This is a genomic window from Mycobacterium shigaense, assembly GCF_002356315.1.
Lineage (GTDB): Bacteria > Actinomycetota > Actinomycetes > Mycobacteriales > Mycobacteriaceae > Mycobacterium > Mycobacterium shigaense.
Window position 1 is genome coordinate 3,451,441 of the sequence record NZ_AP018164.1, and the last position, 16,335, is coordinate 3,467,775.

The window sequence follows — 16,335 nt, forward strand, 5'->3', positions numbered from 1 at the left end:
GCGTCTGTCGACTAGCGTCCACTGCAGCGACATCGGGGGTTCGAGGGGCGCCGTAAGTTAGGCCCACTTACGGAAGCACGTCACACACAATTTCCAACGCGAAAGCGATTTGGGCTGCGCGAAAGGCCATGTGGGGCTGGCCTTTTCGCTACTCCCGTGGCGCCTGAAAACTATTGGCATGACGCGGAGCGAGGCTGGAAATGGTCGCACTCGGAAATATCAGTGAATGGCAGCCGCCGAGCGGTCCACTCACCATGTGGTCTCCCGCGCCGGCATCGCGTGAAGCTGCTCGCGGCGCCCGGCGAAGCGATCTTCCTCCCAGTTATCAACAGGTGCAACATCTTTGGTCCTCCCTCAACGGCAGGGCGATGAACAGGCAGCTGCCGCGCCTGATGGTGGTTTCCTGGGACATTCCCGGCACATGTGACATTTCGGCAATGACGGCAGCGGTCAATGCGCATGTCCACCGTCACGACACCTACCACAATTGGTTCGAAGTCGAGAACGGCGTCATCGTCCGCCGCACCATCGAGGACTCCGCCCTGATCGACCTCGTTCCCATGTCGCTGGGACACAAGACCCCCGACGAGATGCGGACGCACGTCCTGACGGCGACACCGGAAACGCTCGAATGGGGTTGCTTCACCTTCGGCGTCGTCCAGCACACCGACTACTTCTCCTTCTACGCCAGCGTCGACCATCTGCACATCGACGGTCTGTCCGCGGGGCTCATCTTCTTCGATATTCACCTGATGTATCAGGAACTGTGCGACGACACGCGCGAGCACACGCCCCCATCCCCGCCCCAGGTCAGGAGCTATCGCGACTATGCGGCTCGGCAGCGCGAGCAGATCGCCGAACTGACGCTGTCGTCGTCTCCGATCAAGGACTGGATCGCGTTCGCGCGCGAGACCGACGGCAACTGGCCCAGCTTCCCGCTGCCGCTCGGTGACACCTGGACCCACAGCAGGGGCGACCTGGTGACCGTCGAGTTGCTGGACGCCGACGAGACGGTGGCTTTCGACGAAACCTGCCGCGCCGCCGGCGCGCGGTTCATCGGCGGAGTGCTGGCTTGCGCGGCGCTGGCCGAGCACAAACTGACGGGCAGGGAGACTTACCACGGATTCACCGCCCGGGATACCCGGACGCCCGGCATCGACACGATGACGGTCGGTTGGTTCGCCAGCATGGTTCCGGTCAGCGTGCCGACCACCAGCGAGTCGTTCGCGGAGGCGGCGCGGGCGGCCCAGAAATCCTTCGACGCGGCCAAAGACCTCGCAGGCGTGCCGGTGGAGCGGGTGCTGGAGTTGGCGACGCCGGACGAGCTGGGGATCAAGCTGCCGACCTGTTTGCCGATGATGTTGTCGTTCCTGGACTTTCGCAAGATTCCGCTCGCGGGTCTGTGGGCGGAGACGAATTTCGGCACCTATGGCGATAGCCTGTCCCACGGCGGGATCAATATGTGGATCAACCGCCACGCGGAGCGAACCACCGTGACCATCTCGTTCCCGGACAACGAGGTTGCGCGCGAGTCGGTGCTGCGCTACATCGCGACCCTCAGCGAGACGTTCGCTCGTGCCATCGAGAAGACGCCCGATCAGCCGGAGGCTGACGACGACGAGGCGGCCTAGGCATGAGCAACGTGCTGGATCTCACCGACCAGACACTCTTCCTCGCCGAGCGCGCGACCAGCACCACCAATGTGCTGCAATGCATTTGGGTCTACGACCGCGGCGTCGACATCGACGGTCTGCGCGAGTTCCACCGCCATCTCGGGCGAGGACGGCTGCGCCGCCGCATCGAATGCTCGCCGTTGCCGTTCGGCCGTCACCGCTGGGTGACGCCCAGTGATCATTCGGATCTCGAGGTCGTCGCGACCCCTCGACCCCGCAGCGACATCGACGCGTGGTGCAGCGAACAGGCCGGTATCCGGCCCGATGCCGAGCGCGGCGTCGGATGGCATCTGGCGGTGCTGCCGTTCACCGAAGGCGGCGCAGCGGTGAGCTTGGTCGTCACACACTGCCTGACTGACGGCGTGGGACTCTGCGAGGCGCTGGCCGACGCGGCAGCCGGTCGCGACGGTGCGATCACCTGGCCGGCCGCGGGGTCACGACCGCGGCGCCACGCGCTGCGTCAGGATGCACGCCACACCGCCGCCGACATACTCGAAATCGGCCGCTCCTTGGTCGGCGCGGCTCGATTGGCCCGGCGTGGCCGCGACAGTGCCGTCGCGGCCACGCCACCCACAAAGCGGCCGGCCCCACTGAGCGAATCGGACGGACCTATCACGCTGCCGGTGGTGACGATCTTCATCAACGGCGACGAGTGGGATGCCCGCGCGAACGCGCTCGGGGGGACCAGCAATGCGCTGCTCGCAGGTTTGGCGGCCCACCTCGCCCGGGGATTGGGGCGGGTAGCCGTCGACGGCACGGTCACAATCGGGATGCTCGTCAGCGAACGCACGCCGGGAGATACCCGCGCCAATGCCGTCTCGAACGTCGACATTCAGGTCGATCCCGCACCCGTCACGACGAATCTGCGCGAGCTTCGCACCCTGATCAAGCACGCACTGATCCGCCATCAGGAGGTGCCCGACGAACGATGGGTGCTGCTGCCGCTGGTACCGCTGATCCCCAAGCGGCTGTTCCGGCGAATGCTGAGTGTGGCCACCGGTAGCGCGACCACCGTCGCGTCGTCCAACCTCGGCGTCATCGACCCGGACGCCATCCGGCCAGACGGCACGGATGCCGACCATTTCGCGTTGAAGTCGCTGTACCCGGGCGTCACCACCGCAACGATGCGGCGCACCAATGGGGCGCTGGTGCTGGTGTCGGGTCGCGCCAGCGGCCGCGTCTTCATTTCCGTCCTGTCCTATGAGCTGGGCCGCCCTAATTCCAACGACGAATTGCGGCAACGGATTTCACACGCTCTGAGCGACTTCTCGCTCACCGCCACCACCGGCTGGCACACCGGCAGCGGTTCGTCCTCCGTACTGGCGAGGTAGATTCCTCAGCCCTGGATCTGAATGCCGCCGGGGCCATGGATGTCGTTGCTGCCGCTCGGATTGCTGATGCGGGGCACCCCGCCGCCCGGCCCCTTCTCCCACGTGATGTGGTTGCCCGTGCCGGGCGCGTTGATGATGGCCACGGTCTGCAGATTTACGGTGTTCGCTACCCCGGTGACGTCGACCTCGCCGCAAGTGCCGTTCAAAGTGATGGTCGAGTCCTCGCCCACGACCTTGATCAGCGATTGGCTGCCGCAGTCATAGGTCACCGCGCCGAAGCTCGTATCGACTTTGGCGGGAGCAAGATCGAGGGGTATGGGCCGCTGCCCCGCGGGTGCGGCGGCGCCGGTTGCGGCACAGAGGCTCGCGCCGCCCAGCAGCGCCCCTGAAGCCAACGCCACGGCGCACGCGCGAAGAATCTTCCTCCACATCACAACCGGTCCTTCGCACTCGCACCTTCCAAGAGGACCAACGTTAGCGAGCTTGCGCCTGGCGTGCATGCCCACTGGCAGTCCCCGTCTGCAGCGGAAGGGTCAGCCGAAAACACGCGCCCCCGTTATGCGGCAGGCAGACGAGGTCGCCGTGGTGTGCGCGTGCCAATGCGCGAGCGATCGGTAGGCCAAGACCCGCTCCTCCCCGATCCCGGTCGCGGGAGGTGTTAAGTCGCACCAGCCTGCCGAATATGCGCTCGCGGTCGGCGGCGGGAACCCCGGGACCGGTATCGGTGATCGTGAGTTCGGCCCACGGGGCGGCGTTTTCGGCACCATGCCGGCCCGCGCTTAACTCGATGGTGATGCGGCCACCCGGCGGGGTGTGCCGGCGGGCATTGTCGAGCAGGTTGGTAAGAATCTGATCGATTCGATGTGCGTCGGCGTTGAGGGGTACCGCGGGCTCCCCGAGGCGAGTGATGGTCAGATCCGGCGACAGCATGGTCGCGCGTTCGCATTGCGCATCGACGAGGGCGCCCAGGTCAACGTCGGACGGCTCGAGCGTCACACCCGCGTCGATGCGGCTCAGGTCAAGCATGTCAGCCACGAGCCGTCCGGCACGGCGGGATTCGGCGAGCAGTAGCTCGGCGCGGCGATATTGACCCTTTGACGCGGGATCATTGCTGTATTGCATTGCCGCGCTGAGCATTTGCTCTGCGGCGGCCTGGATACCCGCGATGGGCGTGCGCAGATCGTGAGCCGCATCGGCGAAGAATTGGCGGGTGGCCGCCTCGGCGCGGTGGGCTGTCTCCGCCGAGCGCCGGGCTTGCTCCTCGGAGGCTTCCAACGCGTCGAGCATGCCGTCGAAAGCCGCGGCGGCGCGCCCCAATTCGGTGTTGGGCCGGTCCGGGTGCAGTCGTCGGCCGCGGTCGCCGGTGGTGATGGACCGAGCCAAGGTCGTGAGTCGATCAAGCGGGCGCAGCGCGGCGCCGGTGACGGCGATGAGCAGCAGGCCCGCCACCGCCAGGATCGCCAGGCTGGCCGCGATCATGATCCCGCGCAGTCGGCTCAGTAATTCGGTCGTCTGCGTGGTGTCGGCCACCAGGATCAGCCGTCCCCCGGCGCTCAGTGGGTGCACGACGACCGTGGCGGTGCCGTCCGGGGACGGCGGCGCCAGTGGCGGAGGACCCCAGGGCGGCGGCGGTGGCGGAGGACCCCAGGGCGGCGGAGGAGGCGGCCATCCCGGTGGTGGAGGCGGCGGCAGCGCCTCCGTCGGACCTGCCGTGGCGTCGGGACTTATGGCGGGGTCACCATATCGGGTTCCGCCGGCAGTGATGAGCAACGCGCGGATGCTGCCGCCGTTCAGTTGGCTGACGAGGCGCTCGGGTGGGGTGTTTGCGGCGGCCAATGCGTCGGCGCGCGCTGCGGTCGCCATCAGTCGGTCGTGCAGGTCGCGGTGGACCTGCCATCCGATCAGCACGTCGATGGTGACGCCGAGGCTCGCCAGCAGCACGGTGAGCAGGCCGAGCACCATCATGATCGACCGCCAGCGCAGCGACGGTGTCCGGGTTGCCGCCCCCGCGTCGGTCACGGCCGTACCGGCTGCAGGCGATAACCGATGCCGCGCACGGTGCACAACACCCGCGGACCGTGCGCCTCGAGCTTGCGCCGCAGTCCGCTGACGTGAACGTGAACCAGGTTGGCATCGTAGGCGTCGTAACCCCAGACGGCGTTCAGGATTTGGCCGGTGCTCACGATGCGACCGCGTTGCTCCACCAGAAAGGCCAGCAGCCGAAGCTCGGTACCGTTCAGCGCCAACGGTTTTCCGGCGCGCGAGGCCACGCCGGCGTCCAAATCCAGTGCCAGGTCGCCGAATTGAACCACCGAAGGTAGTCGGCCACGCCGGCGCAACACCGCACCGACCCGCGACAACAACTCGGCCAGTTCGAAAGGTTTGACGACGTAATCGTCGGCGCCGCCGTCCAAACCCCGCAGCCGGTCGGGCAATCCGTCGCGCGCGGTGAGCAAGACTATTCCCGACTCGCCCCAGTCTCGAACCACATCGATGAGTTCGAAGCCGTCGCGGCCCGGCAGCATCACGTCCAAGACCACCAGGTCGGGCCTGAACCCTTCCAGAGCGGTTTCCAGGCCGGTGCCGTCCGCGCGGGCCTCGCTGACATATCCGGCGTCGGTCAGTGCCTCGCTGACCATCTCGCGGATGGCCTCGGAATCCTCCACGATCAGCACCCGGGCAGCGATTCCCTTGTACGTCGCCTGACCTCGTCCGGCTCGATGTGTGCAGGACCGCTCGCTCATCGTTCCATTGTCGCTGCTGCTATTTGGGCGCCGGCTGAAGACAACCTGAAGAAACCGCTCGCGCCAGGGCTTCTTCAGGCCGGCTTCAGCTGGGCTTCCTACCGTCGCCGCCATCGAGAGATCGACCGACACAAGGAGGCACAGTGACAGGACAGGAAGCGCCACACAGCACACCTGAGAATCCCGGCCGCGGCACCCCGCCGACCACGGCCGCCGCGCCCGGCTCGTCGTTCGCGCACCGACACCCCGTTGGTATCGCGGTCGGTACCGGCGTCGGCGGGTTCGTCCTCGGCGTCATCGCAGCCGGCTTCGTCGCCCTGCTGGCACCTCCTCCGCCGCCGGGCTGGGGTCCCCCGCCCCCTCCGCCGCCACCGGGCGGCTGGATGGCGCCACCGCCGTTTGCGTGGGGTCCGCCCCTGCCGCCGCCCAGGGCGTGGGGGCCGCTGCCCCCGGGGCCGAGGGGACCAGGGGGTCTCGGAGGACCGCTTCTCCCGCCATCGGGACCTGGCGACCGGGGCGGGCCGTTCGAGCCCGGACCACACCCTGCGCCGCCACCGCCGGGGTTCTGATTCCGTTGTTGCGCTGACTGCGCTCACTGGTGGCCGCCTCTGTCACAACATGGAGGCGGCCACCACTCACGGAACCCGAAAAATATTGCAATTCGAATGAATACGATCTCCGTGAGGCTGTTGCCGGAATCGCAGGCGGGGACGGAAGCAACGCTATCCCCGCGAAGGGGCGACCCCCAAGTAAGGTGAGTTGCCGACGGGATAGCTGCCGGGAGGTCGATCTGAGCGTCAAAGGCAGGCCAACCAAGGCCGACGTCGCGCGCATGGCCAACGTCTCGACCGCAACGGTCAGCTATGTGCTCAATAACTCTGTCGGGCGGACGATCTCGGAACAGACACGCGCCGCGGTTCGCCACGCGGCCGCCGAGCTGGGGTATCGCCCCAACCTTGCCGCTCGTAATCTCGCGCGCGGCAAGAGCGGCGTCGTGTTGTACATCGTGCCGCGACTGGCCGGCGGCGAGATGCCCATGCAGGTCGGCACTCACATGACCACCGAGTTGACTCGCCGCGGGGTCATACAGGTGCAGCTCTTCGAGACCGAGGACGACGACACCATCGCCGACGCTATCAACCAGCTTCAGCCGATCGCGGTGACGAGCCTGTTTCCCTTGGGCCGCAAAGCCTCCCGTGCGGTACACGATGCGGGTATCCCCCACATCTGTGTCCACACTCAGCCGGGCCTCGGAGATCCACAGTACTCGGTCGGACAGATGCGCGTCGACCATCTCGTCTCGCGAGGTCATCGCAAGCTGGCCTTCGCCTGTTCCGGCGATCGGCGGTGGCGCGCCGTCGGTGACTACTGGATCGACGGTGTCCACCGCGCCGCGCGCCAACACGGGCTACCCGACGTCGTCGTGGCGGCGTTCGCGCCGGACGACAGCGCCACCGCGGCCCGTGAACTGCACGCAGCGGGCGTCACCGCCGTCTGCGCACAGAGCGACGACGTGGCCTTCGTCGTGCTCGACGGCATACGACGCGCCGGGCTGCGGTGTCCCGACGATCTCGCCGTCATCGGCGTCGACGCGACGGCCCTGTCCCCGTTCAGCGTCCCCGCACTGACCACGGTGGAGTTCGACCGCACCGCGATCGCCGACCTGGCGCTTTCAGCGCTTTTGGCCGAGCTGGACTTGCTCGACGAGCCGCGGCCGGTCGCGCAGGACATCGCGACGCTGATCGTCCGCGAGTCCACCTGAGTCTGCGCCGGGCGTGCTAGACAGCCAGTAGTTACGCGCGTAACCTCGGTCGCGCGAAGATGCATCCTGGCGACCGAAGGGCCCTACATTGACTAGCACCACGATTCCGGTCTTCAACCCGTCCAACGAGGAGCAGATCGCGGAGGTCCCCGATTCCGACCAGGCGACCGTCGACGCGGCGGTGGCCCGAGCCCGCGAGACCTTCGAGTCCGGTGTGTGGCGTAAGGCGCCCGCGTCGCATCGGGCCAACGTGCTGTTTCGCGCCGCGCGCATCATCGAGGAACGCAAAGACGAGCTGGCCGCGCTCGAAGCGCAGGACAACGGGATGAACCTGACGGCCGCCGGCCACATCATCCCGGTGTCCGTGGACATGCTGAAGTACTACGCCGGGTGGGTCGGCAAGATCCACGGCGAGTCGGCCAACCTGGTGTCCGACGGCCTGCTCGGCACGTGGGAGACCTACCACACCTTCACCCAGCTCGAGCCGGTCGGCGTAGTCGGCCTGATCATCCCGTGGAACGGGCCGTTCTTTGTCGCGATGCTCAAGGTCGCGCCCGCCCTGGCCGCGGGTTGCAGCGCGGTGCTCAAGCCCGCCGAGGAGACGCCGCTCACCGCGTTGAAGCTCGAGGAGATCTTCCGCGAGGCGGGTCTGCCCGACGGTGTGCTGAATGTCATCACCGGCTACGGCGAGACCACGGGTGCCGCACTGACCGCACATCCGGACGTCGACAAGATCTCGTTCACCGGGTCGACGGAGGTCGGACGGCTGATCGTCAAGGCCGCCGCGGGCAACCTGAAACGGCTGACGCTCGAGCTCGGTGGAAAGTCGCCGCTGATCATGTTCGACGACGCCAACCTGGACAAGGCCATCATGGGTGCGGGCATGGGACTACTGGCCGGCTCGGGACAGAACTGTTCGTGCACCTCGCGGATCTACGTCCAGCGCGGCATCTACGACCAGGTGGTCGAAGGCTTGGCCGGGTTCGCGCAGATGCTGCCGATGGGCGGCAGCGACGACCCGGATTCGGTTCTGGGACCACTGATTAGCGACAAGCAGCGCAAGCGCGTGGAAGGCATCGTCAACGACGGCGTGGCCGGCGGCGCCGAAGTGATCACCGGCGGCAAACCGATGGACCGCAAGGGTTATTTCTACGAGGCGACGATCGTCACCAACACCACCCCCGACATGCGGCTCATCAAGGAGGAGATTTTCGGGCCGGTCGGTTCGGTGATCCCGTTCGACGGCGAGGACGAGGTGATCGCCGCCGCCAACGACACACACTACGGCCTGGCCGGGTCGATCTGGACCGAGAACCTCTCCCGTGCGCATCGAGTGGTGAATGAGCTTCGTGCAGGCCAGATTTGGGTAAACTCGTCGCTCGCAGCAGACCCGTCGATGCCGATCAGCGGTCACAAGCAGTCGGGTTGGGGCGGCGAGCGCGGCCGCAAGGGCATCGAGGCCTACTTCAACACCAAGGCGGTCTACATCGGCCTGTGATTCGGGCCGCGGGTCGCGATACGGGCACTGGCGCTTGCCCGTCGGGCGCTCTTGCCCCCGCGTGCGTAACGATTGGCAAACGATATGCCGGGCCCGGGAATTCGCTGGGCCATTTGCAAAGCCGCTATCATCAGCTGTGACTCAGCGACACCGCGTTGCCATCGCCAGCGTGCGGTTTCGGTCGAGAGCTGACCGAGACATACGTTACTTAGCCTCTGAGAGTCCTAAGCGATGCGAGCGTGGCGCCACTGCGAAACGGGGGTTGGTTTTGGCAGTGGCGTCACGCGCGGCTATCCCATCAGGATGCGGTATTGGGCTGCCACCTGTTGTTGCGCATTATCGAGCTGGCGGGCGATGGTCTTGATGGCGTAGCGGTCGGCCGCGGCCAGGCACCAGTACCGCGGTACGAGGCCGTTGGATCCGGCGACGCGGGTGCAGCGGCTGTCGGGCAGGCCGGGTACCGGCGGCGCCGCTTGAGCAGCAGGCATTTTCGCGGCAAGGTCGGCGTAAGCCTGGGCCAGGGTCTGCGCGGCGGAAGGATCTTTGGCTTGGTAGACGGTGGTCAGGTTTACCGACACGTAGTCCACGACCGCCGCGGACAGTAGCGACCCGACCTGGATCGGGTTGTCTTCCAGATGAAGTGCCCCCGCTGGAGGGTAGGCGGCCCCAGACATCGACGTGACCTGATCGGGCGGTGTGCGCAGGGTGCGGGCGACCAGCCCCGTGGGATCGACTGCAAGCGTCGGGAATTCGCCGGGGTCCGTCGGGGCAAAGCTGTCGATGAGCGGCACCTGACGGTCGAGGGTGTGCCCGGCAAGCTCAGCCTCACAGTCCGGGCCGGCCGCGCACCGCGCGACTTGAATGAGTACGTACGAGCCGTGCGCGGTGAGCGCAGTCAGCTCACGCACGGTCTGGCTGCCCTCCTGAAAGGTGAGCACCGTGCCCCTGGCCTCGGGATGACCGGGAATATCTTGGGGGCGTTCGGGTTCCGTCACGATCGGGGTGACGCTGGGAATGCGCGGCATGTTCCTGGTCGCTGTGGTCATGTTCTGGGCCGCCTGGGATGCCACCGACGGGTTGACGAATCGCAGCACCGAATTGCGTAGCGTCAGCTGCGGATCCGGGCCCGGGGTTTGTCGTTCCGAGACGAACCCGACCACCAACGGCAGGTTGTAAGCGCCCCCGGCGATCGGCGGCCACACCGCGCTCGACAGCGCATTGGGGCTATCGATCACCTTCGGACCGGCCGAGCCCACACCGACCAGGGTGGGGTTGACTTGCCACGGTCCCACCACGTAGGCGGCCATCCGTCGGCCTTCGACGAGCCGGCCCGCCTGTTCGGAGCCGGCGTTGCCCAGCGCGGGCTGGGGGGCCGTGGGATAGTTCCCCGGGTCGAGCCGGGACGTGTTCACCGTCGTCGGGAAGCTGGAGGGTTCGTGGGTGGCTTCCCCCGCGGTGATGTGGTTACACGCTGCCAGCGCAACCGCGGCCAGTGCCGTAAAGCATTGCAAAGGTGTCTTTTTCATCGGGGTCAGTAACTGGTCTTGCAGATCTTCCAGCCGTCTTCGAGCTTCAACGGCAGGCTGGCGGTGTGCGAGCCCACGGTTTCGTTCTGCCCTACGAACGTGGCGTTGGCGGTGTCCCCGGTGACGACGATCGAGTTGATGTCTTTGATGGTGGTGACGCCGTTTTGGGCGCGGGTCTTTTTGACGTAGTTCATCGCGGTGCCGTCGAACTTCGTGCGCATCGCGGTGCACATCAATTGCAGATAGGCGTCCCAGTTTTGGGTGTTGTAGGCATCCTGAAACGCCATCAGGGTCTCGCGAATCTGATCCTGGGCAGAAGGCTTGGCCGGCGGGGCCGGTGCCGCTGACGTGCCGGGCGGGGCCGCCGCCGTCGCCGAGACGGGGGTGCCGGTTTGTTGGGGCCGCGCGGAGCCGCCGGTGGATGTCGTGCATGCCGCGGTCAAGATGATGGCGGTGCCGACGGCCGCGGCGCGGGCAATGACCGGCACGAACATGTGCACACCCCTCCCCCGTTGCTTGCTCATTGCCTGGGCACCCTATTGGCGGTTGCGTTGACCAATGCGGCGACATCGGGGCCGCCCGAACCTCGGCATTGCCGGATGTCGACTAAGACGTTGCCGCGCACCAGCATTCCGTGTTGGCACGATCCGCCGCCGCGCAGGGTCGCCGTCAGGGTCAGCACCCCGGCGGTGGTCAGAGGCTGGGCGAAGTCCCACATCTGGGCAGAGACGCCCGGTTGGTCCACGGTCACGGACGTGCCGCCGCACAAGGACAACTGCCCGCGCTGGGTGCCCAAGGAAGTAACGGCCTTGTCACCGGCAAACGCGATGACCGCCTGGGTGACGCTGTCTTGCCAGGCCTGTTCGTTCATGCCTCGCAATGTCTGTACCGCCACGCCCGTGTGACCGCTTGGCGCATATACGCTCTGCTGCGCGGGGGCCCAGGCGCCGACGCATTGCGGGTTGTCGACGGTCCCGGCATCGTCGAGCAAGCTGGCGCTGTCCTGCTCGAGAACCAGCGGATCGCCGTTGGCCGCGGCCGGAAGCTGGGCCGCGGACAACAAAATGGAGCGCAGCTGAGCGGGCCCGACATTGGTGGCCGCCGGCCCCTGCGGCGAGGCCGAGGCGGCCGGCGAGTTGGTACCCGCGCCCTTGTCGGCCCCGGTCCCGGTAGTCTGAGGCCAGGCCAGCACGATGACTCCGGCGACCAGCAGCACCACGCCGACCAGAGTGGCGCCGATCAGACCGTGCCGGCGCCGTTGCGGCGGCGACGCCGGGTGCTGCTGCCAGGGCGGCGGCGAGGTGTGCGGATAGGAGTGAACTTCACCGCTGGGTACCGGCGGCAGCGGCACATAACGGGTGGGATCGCGCAGCGCTGAGGCGGCGGCCTGGGCCAGCGCGCCCGCCGACGGGAACCGGGCGGCGGGATCCTTGGCCATCGCGATCGCAATGACGTGATCGAGGCCGACGGGCAGCGACGGCACCGCGTCGCTTGGCCGCGGCGGCGGGGTGAACATGTGGGCCATCATCACGGCGGCGGCCCCGTTGGTCGCCTCGAAGGGAGTATGGCCGGTCAGCAACCGAAACAGCGTGCAGCCCAATGAATAAATGTCCACCCGGCCGTCGATGCGGCCGTTGGACAGCACCTCAGGCGCGGCGTAACCGACGGTGGCCAGCACCGCCCCGGTGGCGGTCAGCCCCACGTCGTCGAGGGCGCGCGCGATCCCGAAGTCGCCGAGCAACACCCGTTCCTCGGGGCCGACAGGTCCGGACAGCAAGAAGTTGCCCGGTTTGATGTCGCGGTGGATGACGTGGTTCGCGTGGGCGAAGTCGAGCGCCTTGGCCACCTCAGTGATGATGCGAACGGCGCGGTGCGGGGTCATGGTTCCGGCGCGCAACGCGGCCTCGGCGTCGGTGCCGTCGACAAACTGCATCGCGATCCACAGCTGGCCGTCCTCGGTTTGGCCGCGGTTGTAGACCGACACGATCTGGGGATGGGCCAGGGCGGCGGCGGTGTCGGCCTCGCGGACGAACCGCGCCCGGAAGTCCGGATCTCGCGACAGCTCGGCCGAGAGCACTTTGAGCGCGACTCGGCGGGGCAAGCCGGGGTCGTCGGCCAGATACACCGCGCCCATTCCCCCGGTGCCCAGTACCGCCTGGATGCGGTAGCCGCAGACCAGCGACCCTATTCTCAGCACCCATAAACCCTACGACGCGGCCCCGTACCGCTGACGGATTCCCGGGCGAGCTAACCGAGGCTCTTGGCGAAGCCGCTGAGATCGCGCACGCTGGCGGCGAAAACCTCGGGCATCGCGCCCGCGAAAATCAGGTCTCCCCCGTGGCAGGTGCCCGGGACCAACCGGCCCACCGCGGGTACCCCCGCACGCACCAGACGACGGAAGTAGTCCAGCCCTTCGTCGCGCAACGGGTCGACCTCGTTCACCGAAATCACATGTGGCGGAAGACCATTCAAGTCCTCGTCGCTCGCTACGCCCGGGAAACAGGTGGGATCGTTCGAGTGCTGATTGTCTGGATCGTAGATCGAACCCAGCAGCTCCAGCTGTTGCAGGCTGATGAAGTAGCCGTCGCATTCCCGTAGCGAGGGCAACTCGTCGGGAGCTTCATGCCACCGGTTCGAGATGTACGGGCACTGCGCGTAGAACCCCGCGATTTCGTCGAGCCACCCTTCGCGTTTGGCTTTGTGGGCCACGCTGAGAGTGAGGTTTCCACCGCCGGATTCGCCGGCCACGATCAGGTGCGTGATGCCGAGTTCCGCGCGATTGGCCGCGGTCCAACGAACGCCGGCCACGCAGTCGTTCAATCCGGCGGGAAACGGGTGCGGGCCCAGCTTGCCTCCGGAATTGCGGAACTCCACGCCGATGACGACAACACCGGTGCCCGCCAGGTGCTCGCGCAGCCGCGAGTACGTGACATCGGCGGCGCTGGCGATGGCCATGCCGCCCCCGTGCAAATGCACGATGGCGGGCAGCAGACCCCCACCATCAGGGCGGCTGACGTACAGCGTCACATCATTGCCGTCCTCGCCGGTAATCGTTGTCGTCGTGGTCGTCACACCACCGGCATCCGGAACACCCGCAGCGAACAGGCTGAGAACGGCACCCATCCCCTCTTCGGCCAACGCGGCATACGCCAGGCGCTCCTGCAGCGGCGAATCGATCGTCAGCGGCCCGGTCGGCGCATTGCTGTCCAGACCCACCTGTGCGAGAGCTTCGACCATTCGCGGGTCCGCGCGAGGGTCCGTGCGAAGGCAGCAGTCCGGATCAGCGAGGCGACCGTGGGTCATTTCGCGACTGTACTGTTGCGCTCCGCACCGCCGCTAGAGCGAAATGATCGAGCCGATAAAAACACTGGGCCCCCGTGGCCTTTACTGGCATGGTTGTGATTCATGCGGGTGTGGCTGAGCGGCTAGGCAGCGGCCTGCAAAGCCGTATACACGGGTTCGAGTCCCGTCACTCGCTCTGCAAAAGCCGTCAGGGGACGGCGTGTGGGGTAACCAGGAACTTCTCTCCCGTCGCGCGTTTGACGTAGGCGTTGAACGCGTCGGGCTGCAGCATTCCGGCGAGTGAGACTTCCCGGGTGTAGCTGCTCGCGAACGTGGTGGTGAGTTCGGCGGCCACCCGGGCGCGCAGCCGTCCAAAGGTTTCGGCCCCTGCGTGCTGGATGAACGGGGTCAGCAGCCATCCGCCGACGCCCCACGCCATGCCGAAGTTCCTGGTGAGCACCGTCGGACCGGTGTCGAGCGAGCCGTAGATGTAGACCTGCTTGTGCACGCTCGATCCGTAGCGCGAGTATTCCGGCGCGGAGGCACTGGCCGCCTTCTCCATCGCATTGAGAATTCGGCTGGCCAGGGTGCCACCGCCCGTGGCGTCGAAGGCAAGTGTCGCGGATGTCGCCGTCAGGGCCGCGACGAGATCGGTCGCGAACGTGGGCGACTGCGAGTTGAGGACGTAGGTTGCGCCGAGCTTGCGCAGCAGCTCCTCTTGCTCCGGTTTGCGAATGATATTGACCAGCGGGATGCCGTCTTTTTGGCAAAGCTTGACCAGCATCTGGCCGAGGTTCGATGCCGCGGCGGTGTGCACGAGGGCCGAATGCCCTTCGCGGCGCATGGTTTCCGTCATCCCGAGTGCCGTCATCGGATTGACGAACGACGATGCCCCGTCCCGGGCGGTGGCACCGTCGGGCAGGACCAGGCATGCCGAGGCGTCGATCGCCCGGTATTGCGAATACATCGCGCCGCCGGCGATCGCCACCGTCTTTCCGACGAGGGCCTGGGCCGCGTCGGACGAACCCGCGGCCACCACGGTGCCGGCACCCTCGTTGCCCACCGGAAGCGACTGGTCGAGCCGGGCGGACAGCGCTTTCAACGCCGCCTCGGTGATCGGGACGGTGACGACGGGCCGCTGCGGCGTCCCCGCGACCGTCGCGGTGCTCATGTCCGCGCTCGCGACGAGCAGGCCCAGATCCGACGGGTTGATCGGCGACGCCTCCACCCGGACCAGCACCTCATTGGCGCCGGGGGCGGGAACGGGAACCTCGTGGAGCGAAAGTTCAAGCGTGCCATCGGAAGTCACCAAAGAGCGCAGCTGCAGCGCCGTGCCAGGTACGTCTGCGGTCATGGGCGGTTCCTCGTTTCCTGTCGTGGCCTAGTTGTGATGTCCAGGGAGGTTGTTTCTCCCGTTATCGGTGAGTCTGTGTGACAGGGAAGGCCTCCGGTTGTGAAGTGGAGCTGTCTAGGAACCGCTTCATCAACCAGGAGGCCTTCGTGTCCCACGCTAACGCTGCACTGACCCCGCGCGCTCGATTGAGGCTCGCCAGACTCGTCGTCGAGTCCGGTTGGACCTACGCGGCGGCGGCGAAGATGTTCATGGTCGCCCCGCGAACCGCCAAGAAGTGGGCCGATCGGTTCCGCGCCGAGGGGCCCGCCGGGATGGCCGACCGCAGCTCACGTCCGCACGTCAGCCCCACCAGGACCGCACCGGCGCTGATGCGCCGGATCGTGGATCTGCGATGGCGCAAGCGGCTCGGGCCGGTGCAGATCGGCGGGCGCTTGGGGGTGCCGGCCTCCACTGTGCACGCGGTACTGACCCGGTGCCGCATCAACCGGCTATCCCACATCGACCGCGTCACCGGCGAACCGCTGCGCCGCTACGAACATCCCCATCCCGGCGCGTTGATCCACGTCGACGTCACCAAGTTCGCCAACATCCCCGACGGTGGCGGTCACAGATTCCTGAGTCGAGAACAAAGCAAACGCAACGCCATCGCCACCGGCCACCGCACCGGGGAACGCGGTGGCATCTCGACGAATTACCGCCCGAAGATCGGAATCGCGTTCGTACACACCGTGATCGACGATCACTCTCGGATGGCTTACGCCGAGATCTGTACCGATGAGAAGGCCGCGACGGCCGTCGCCGTGCTGCAGCGCGCAGTCGCGTGGTTCGCCGAGTGCGGGGTCGTCGTCGAACGGGTGCTCTCAGACAACGGATCGGCCTACCGATCCTTCGCGTGGCGTGACGCCTGTGCCGAGTTGCGCGTCACTCCGAAGCGGACCCGCCCGTACCGGCCGCAAACCAACGGAAAGATCGAGAGATTCCATCGCACCATGGCCGACGGTTGGGCCTACGCCCGTCACTACCAGTCCACTAAAGAACGCGACACCGCTTTAGCGGGCTGGCTGCACTTCTACAATTTCCATCGAGCCCACTCCGCCATCGCAGGCAAGCCACCAGTCACCAGACTGACCAACCTCCCTGGACATCACACCTAGTCGGTGTCAAC

13 protein-coding genes and 1 tRNA gene are annotated in these 16,335 nt (G+C 66.8%); 6 read left to right on the plus strand and 8 right to left on the minus strand.

Features of this window, described 5'->3' with window-relative positions; genetic code table 11:
- Positions 1–200 precede the first annotated feature (200 nt).
- On the plus strand, positions 201–1,631 hold the full coding sequence (locus tag MSG_RS16220) for a condensation domain-containing protein (protein ID WP_096441157.1): 1,431 nt from the start codon (positions 201–203) through the stop codon (positions 1,629–1,631).
- 2 nt (positions 1,632–1,633) lie between these two features.
- Positions 1,634–3,004, plus strand: coding sequence for a condensation domain-containing protein (locus MSG_RS16225; protein WP_096441159.1), 1,371 nt, complete (start codon positions 1,634–1,636; stop codon positions 3,002–3,004).
- A 5-nt stretch (positions 3,005–3,009) separates the two neighbouring features.
- Here MSG_RS16225 and MSG_RS16230 read toward each other — a convergent pair whose 3' ends face one another.
- From MSG_RS16230 to MSG_RS16240, 3 genes are read right to left on the minus strand one after another with little or no spacing between them, the layout of a single operon-like run.
- A complete protein-coding gene (locus MSG_RS16230) occupies positions 3,010–3,435 on the minus strand; it encodes a DUF3060 domain-containing protein (protein WP_162899242.1) in 426 nt (141 codons plus the stop codon).
- A gap of 43 nt (positions 3,436–3,478) precedes the next feature.
- Complete coding sequence (locus MSG_RS16235) at positions 3,479–4,969, minus strand: sensor histidine kinase (RefSeq protein ID WP_096444602.1); 1,491 nt, start codon at positions 4,967–4,969, stop codon at positions 3,479–3,481.
- Between the two features lie 50 nt (positions 4,970–5,019).
- Positions 5,020–5,748: a response regulator transcription factor gene (locus MSG_RS16240; protein ID WP_096441163.1), complete on the minus strand. Its 729-nt coding sequence runs from the start codon at positions 5,746–5,748 to the stop codon at positions 5,020–5,022.
- A gap of 832 nt (positions 5,749–6,580) precedes the next feature.
- Between MSG_RS16240 and MSG_RS16250 the strand changes: the two genes are divergently transcribed.
- Together MSG_RS16250 and MSG_RS16255 are read left to right on the plus strand one after the other, a co-directional pair.
- Positions 6,581–7,510 (plus strand): LacI family DNA-binding transcriptional regulator, encoded by a 930-nt coding sequence (locus tag MSG_RS16250; protein WP_096441165.1) that lies wholly within the window; start codon positions 6,581–6,583, stop codon positions 7,508–7,510.
- 88 nt (positions 7,511–7,598) lie between these two features.
- Positions 7,599–9,008: an aldehyde dehydrogenase family protein gene (locus tag MSG_RS16255; protein ID WP_096441167.1), complete on the plus strand. Its 1,410-nt coding sequence runs from the start codon at positions 7,599–7,601 to the stop codon at positions 9,006–9,008.
- A 290-nt stretch (positions 9,009–9,298) separates the two neighbouring features.
- Here the strand turns inward: MSG_RS16255 and MSG_RS16260 are convergent, their stop codons facing one another.
- From MSG_RS16260 to MSG_RS16275, 4 genes are read right to left on the minus strand one after another with little or no spacing between them, the layout of a single operon-like run.
- Positions 9,299–10,534, minus strand: a complete 1,236-nt coding sequence (locus MSG_RS16260; RefSeq protein WP_105886867.1) for a DUF7373 family lipoprotein — start codon at positions 10,532–10,534, stop codon at positions 9,299–9,301.
- A gap of 5 nt (positions 10,535–10,539) precedes the next feature.
- On the minus strand, positions 10,540–11,058 hold the full coding sequence (locus tag MSG_RS16265) for an Rv0361 family membrane protein (protein ID WP_096441171.1): 519 nt from the start codon (positions 11,056–11,058) through the stop codon (positions 10,540–10,542).
- On the minus strand, positions 11,055–12,731 hold the full coding sequence (locus MSG_RS25915; RefSeq protein WP_269458602.1) for a serine/threonine-protein kinase PknH/PknJ: 1,677 nt from the start codon (positions 12,729–12,731) through the stop codon (positions 11,055–11,057). Before MSG_RS25915 ends, MSG_RS16265 begins: the two co-directional genes overlap by 4 nt.
- Positions 12,732–12,781: 50 nt before the next feature.
- Positions 12,782–13,837, minus strand: coding sequence for an alpha/beta hydrolase fold domain-containing protein (locus MSG_RS16275; protein WP_096441173.1), 1,056 nt, complete (start codon positions 13,835–13,837; stop codon positions 12,782–12,784).
- 104 nt (positions 13,838–13,941) lie between these two features.
- On the opposite strand from MSG_RS16275, the gene MSG_RS16280 reads away from it, so the two are divergent.
- Positions 13,942–14,012, plus strand: a tRNA-Cys gene (locus MSG_RS16280).
- A 12-nt stretch (positions 14,013–14,024) separates the two neighbouring features.
- Here the strand turns inward: MSG_RS16280 and MSG_RS16285 are convergent.
- Positions 14,025–15,170 carry a zinc-binding dehydrogenase gene (locus tag MSG_RS16285; RefSeq protein ID WP_096441175.1) on the minus strand — a complete coding sequence of 382 codons (1,146 nt, stop codon included), beginning with the start codon at positions 15,168–15,170 and terminating at the stop codon, positions 14,025–14,027.
- Positions 15,171–15,316: 146 nt separating this feature from the next.
- Here MSG_RS16285 and MSG_RS16290 point away from each other — a divergent pair, with 146 nt between their 5' ends.
- Positions 15,317–16,324, plus strand: a complete 1,008-nt coding sequence (locus tag MSG_RS16290) for an IS481 family transposase (protein ID WP_145958458.1) — start codon at positions 15,317–15,319, stop codon at positions 16,322–16,324.
- The last annotated feature ends 11 nt before the right edge of the window (positions 16,325–16,335 follow it).

Excerpts from the sequence above, each read along its gene's own strand:
- MSG_RS16220 (WP_096441157.1), top strand. The coding sequence starts at position 201 with ATGGTCGCACTCGGAAATATCAGTGAATGGCAGCCGCCGAGCGGTCCA.
- MSG_RS16225 (WP_096441159.1), top strand. The coding sequence starts at position 1,634 with ATGAGCAACGTGCTGGATCTCACCGACCAGACACTCTTCCTCGCCGAG.
- MSG_RS16230 (WP_162899242.1), bottom strand. The coding sequence starts at position 3,435 with ATGTGGAGGAAGATTCTTCGCGCGTGCGCCGTGGCGTTGGCTTCAGGG.
- MSG_RS16235 (WP_096444602.1), bottom strand. The coding sequence starts at position 4,969 with ATGATGGTGCTCGGCCTGCTCACCGTGCTGCTGGCGAGCCTCGGCGTC.
- MSG_RS16240 (WP_096441163.1), bottom strand. The coding sequence starts at position 5,748 with ATGAGCGAGCGGTCCTGCACACATCGAGCCGGACGAGGTCAGGCGACG.
- MSG_RS16250 (WP_096441165.1), top strand. The coding sequence starts at position 6,581 with ATGGCCAACGTCTCGACCGCAACGGTCAGCTATGTGCTCAATAACTCT.
- MSG_RS16260 (WP_105886867.1), bottom strand. The coding sequence starts at position 10,534 with ATGAAAAAGACACCTTTGCAATGCTTTACGGCACTGGCCGCGGTTGCG.
- MSG_RS16265 (WP_096441171.1), bottom strand. The coding sequence starts at position 11,058 with ATGAGCAAGCAACGGGGGAGGGGTGTGCACATGTTCGTGCCGGTCATT.
- MSG_RS16275 (WP_096441173.1), bottom strand. The coding sequence starts at position 13,837 with ATGACCCACGGTCGCCTCGCTGATCCGGACTGCTGCCTTCGCACGGAC.
- MSG_RS16285 (WP_096441175.1), bottom strand. The coding sequence starts at position 15,170 with ATGACCGCAGACGTACCTGGCACGGCGCTGCAGCTGCGCTCTTTGGTG.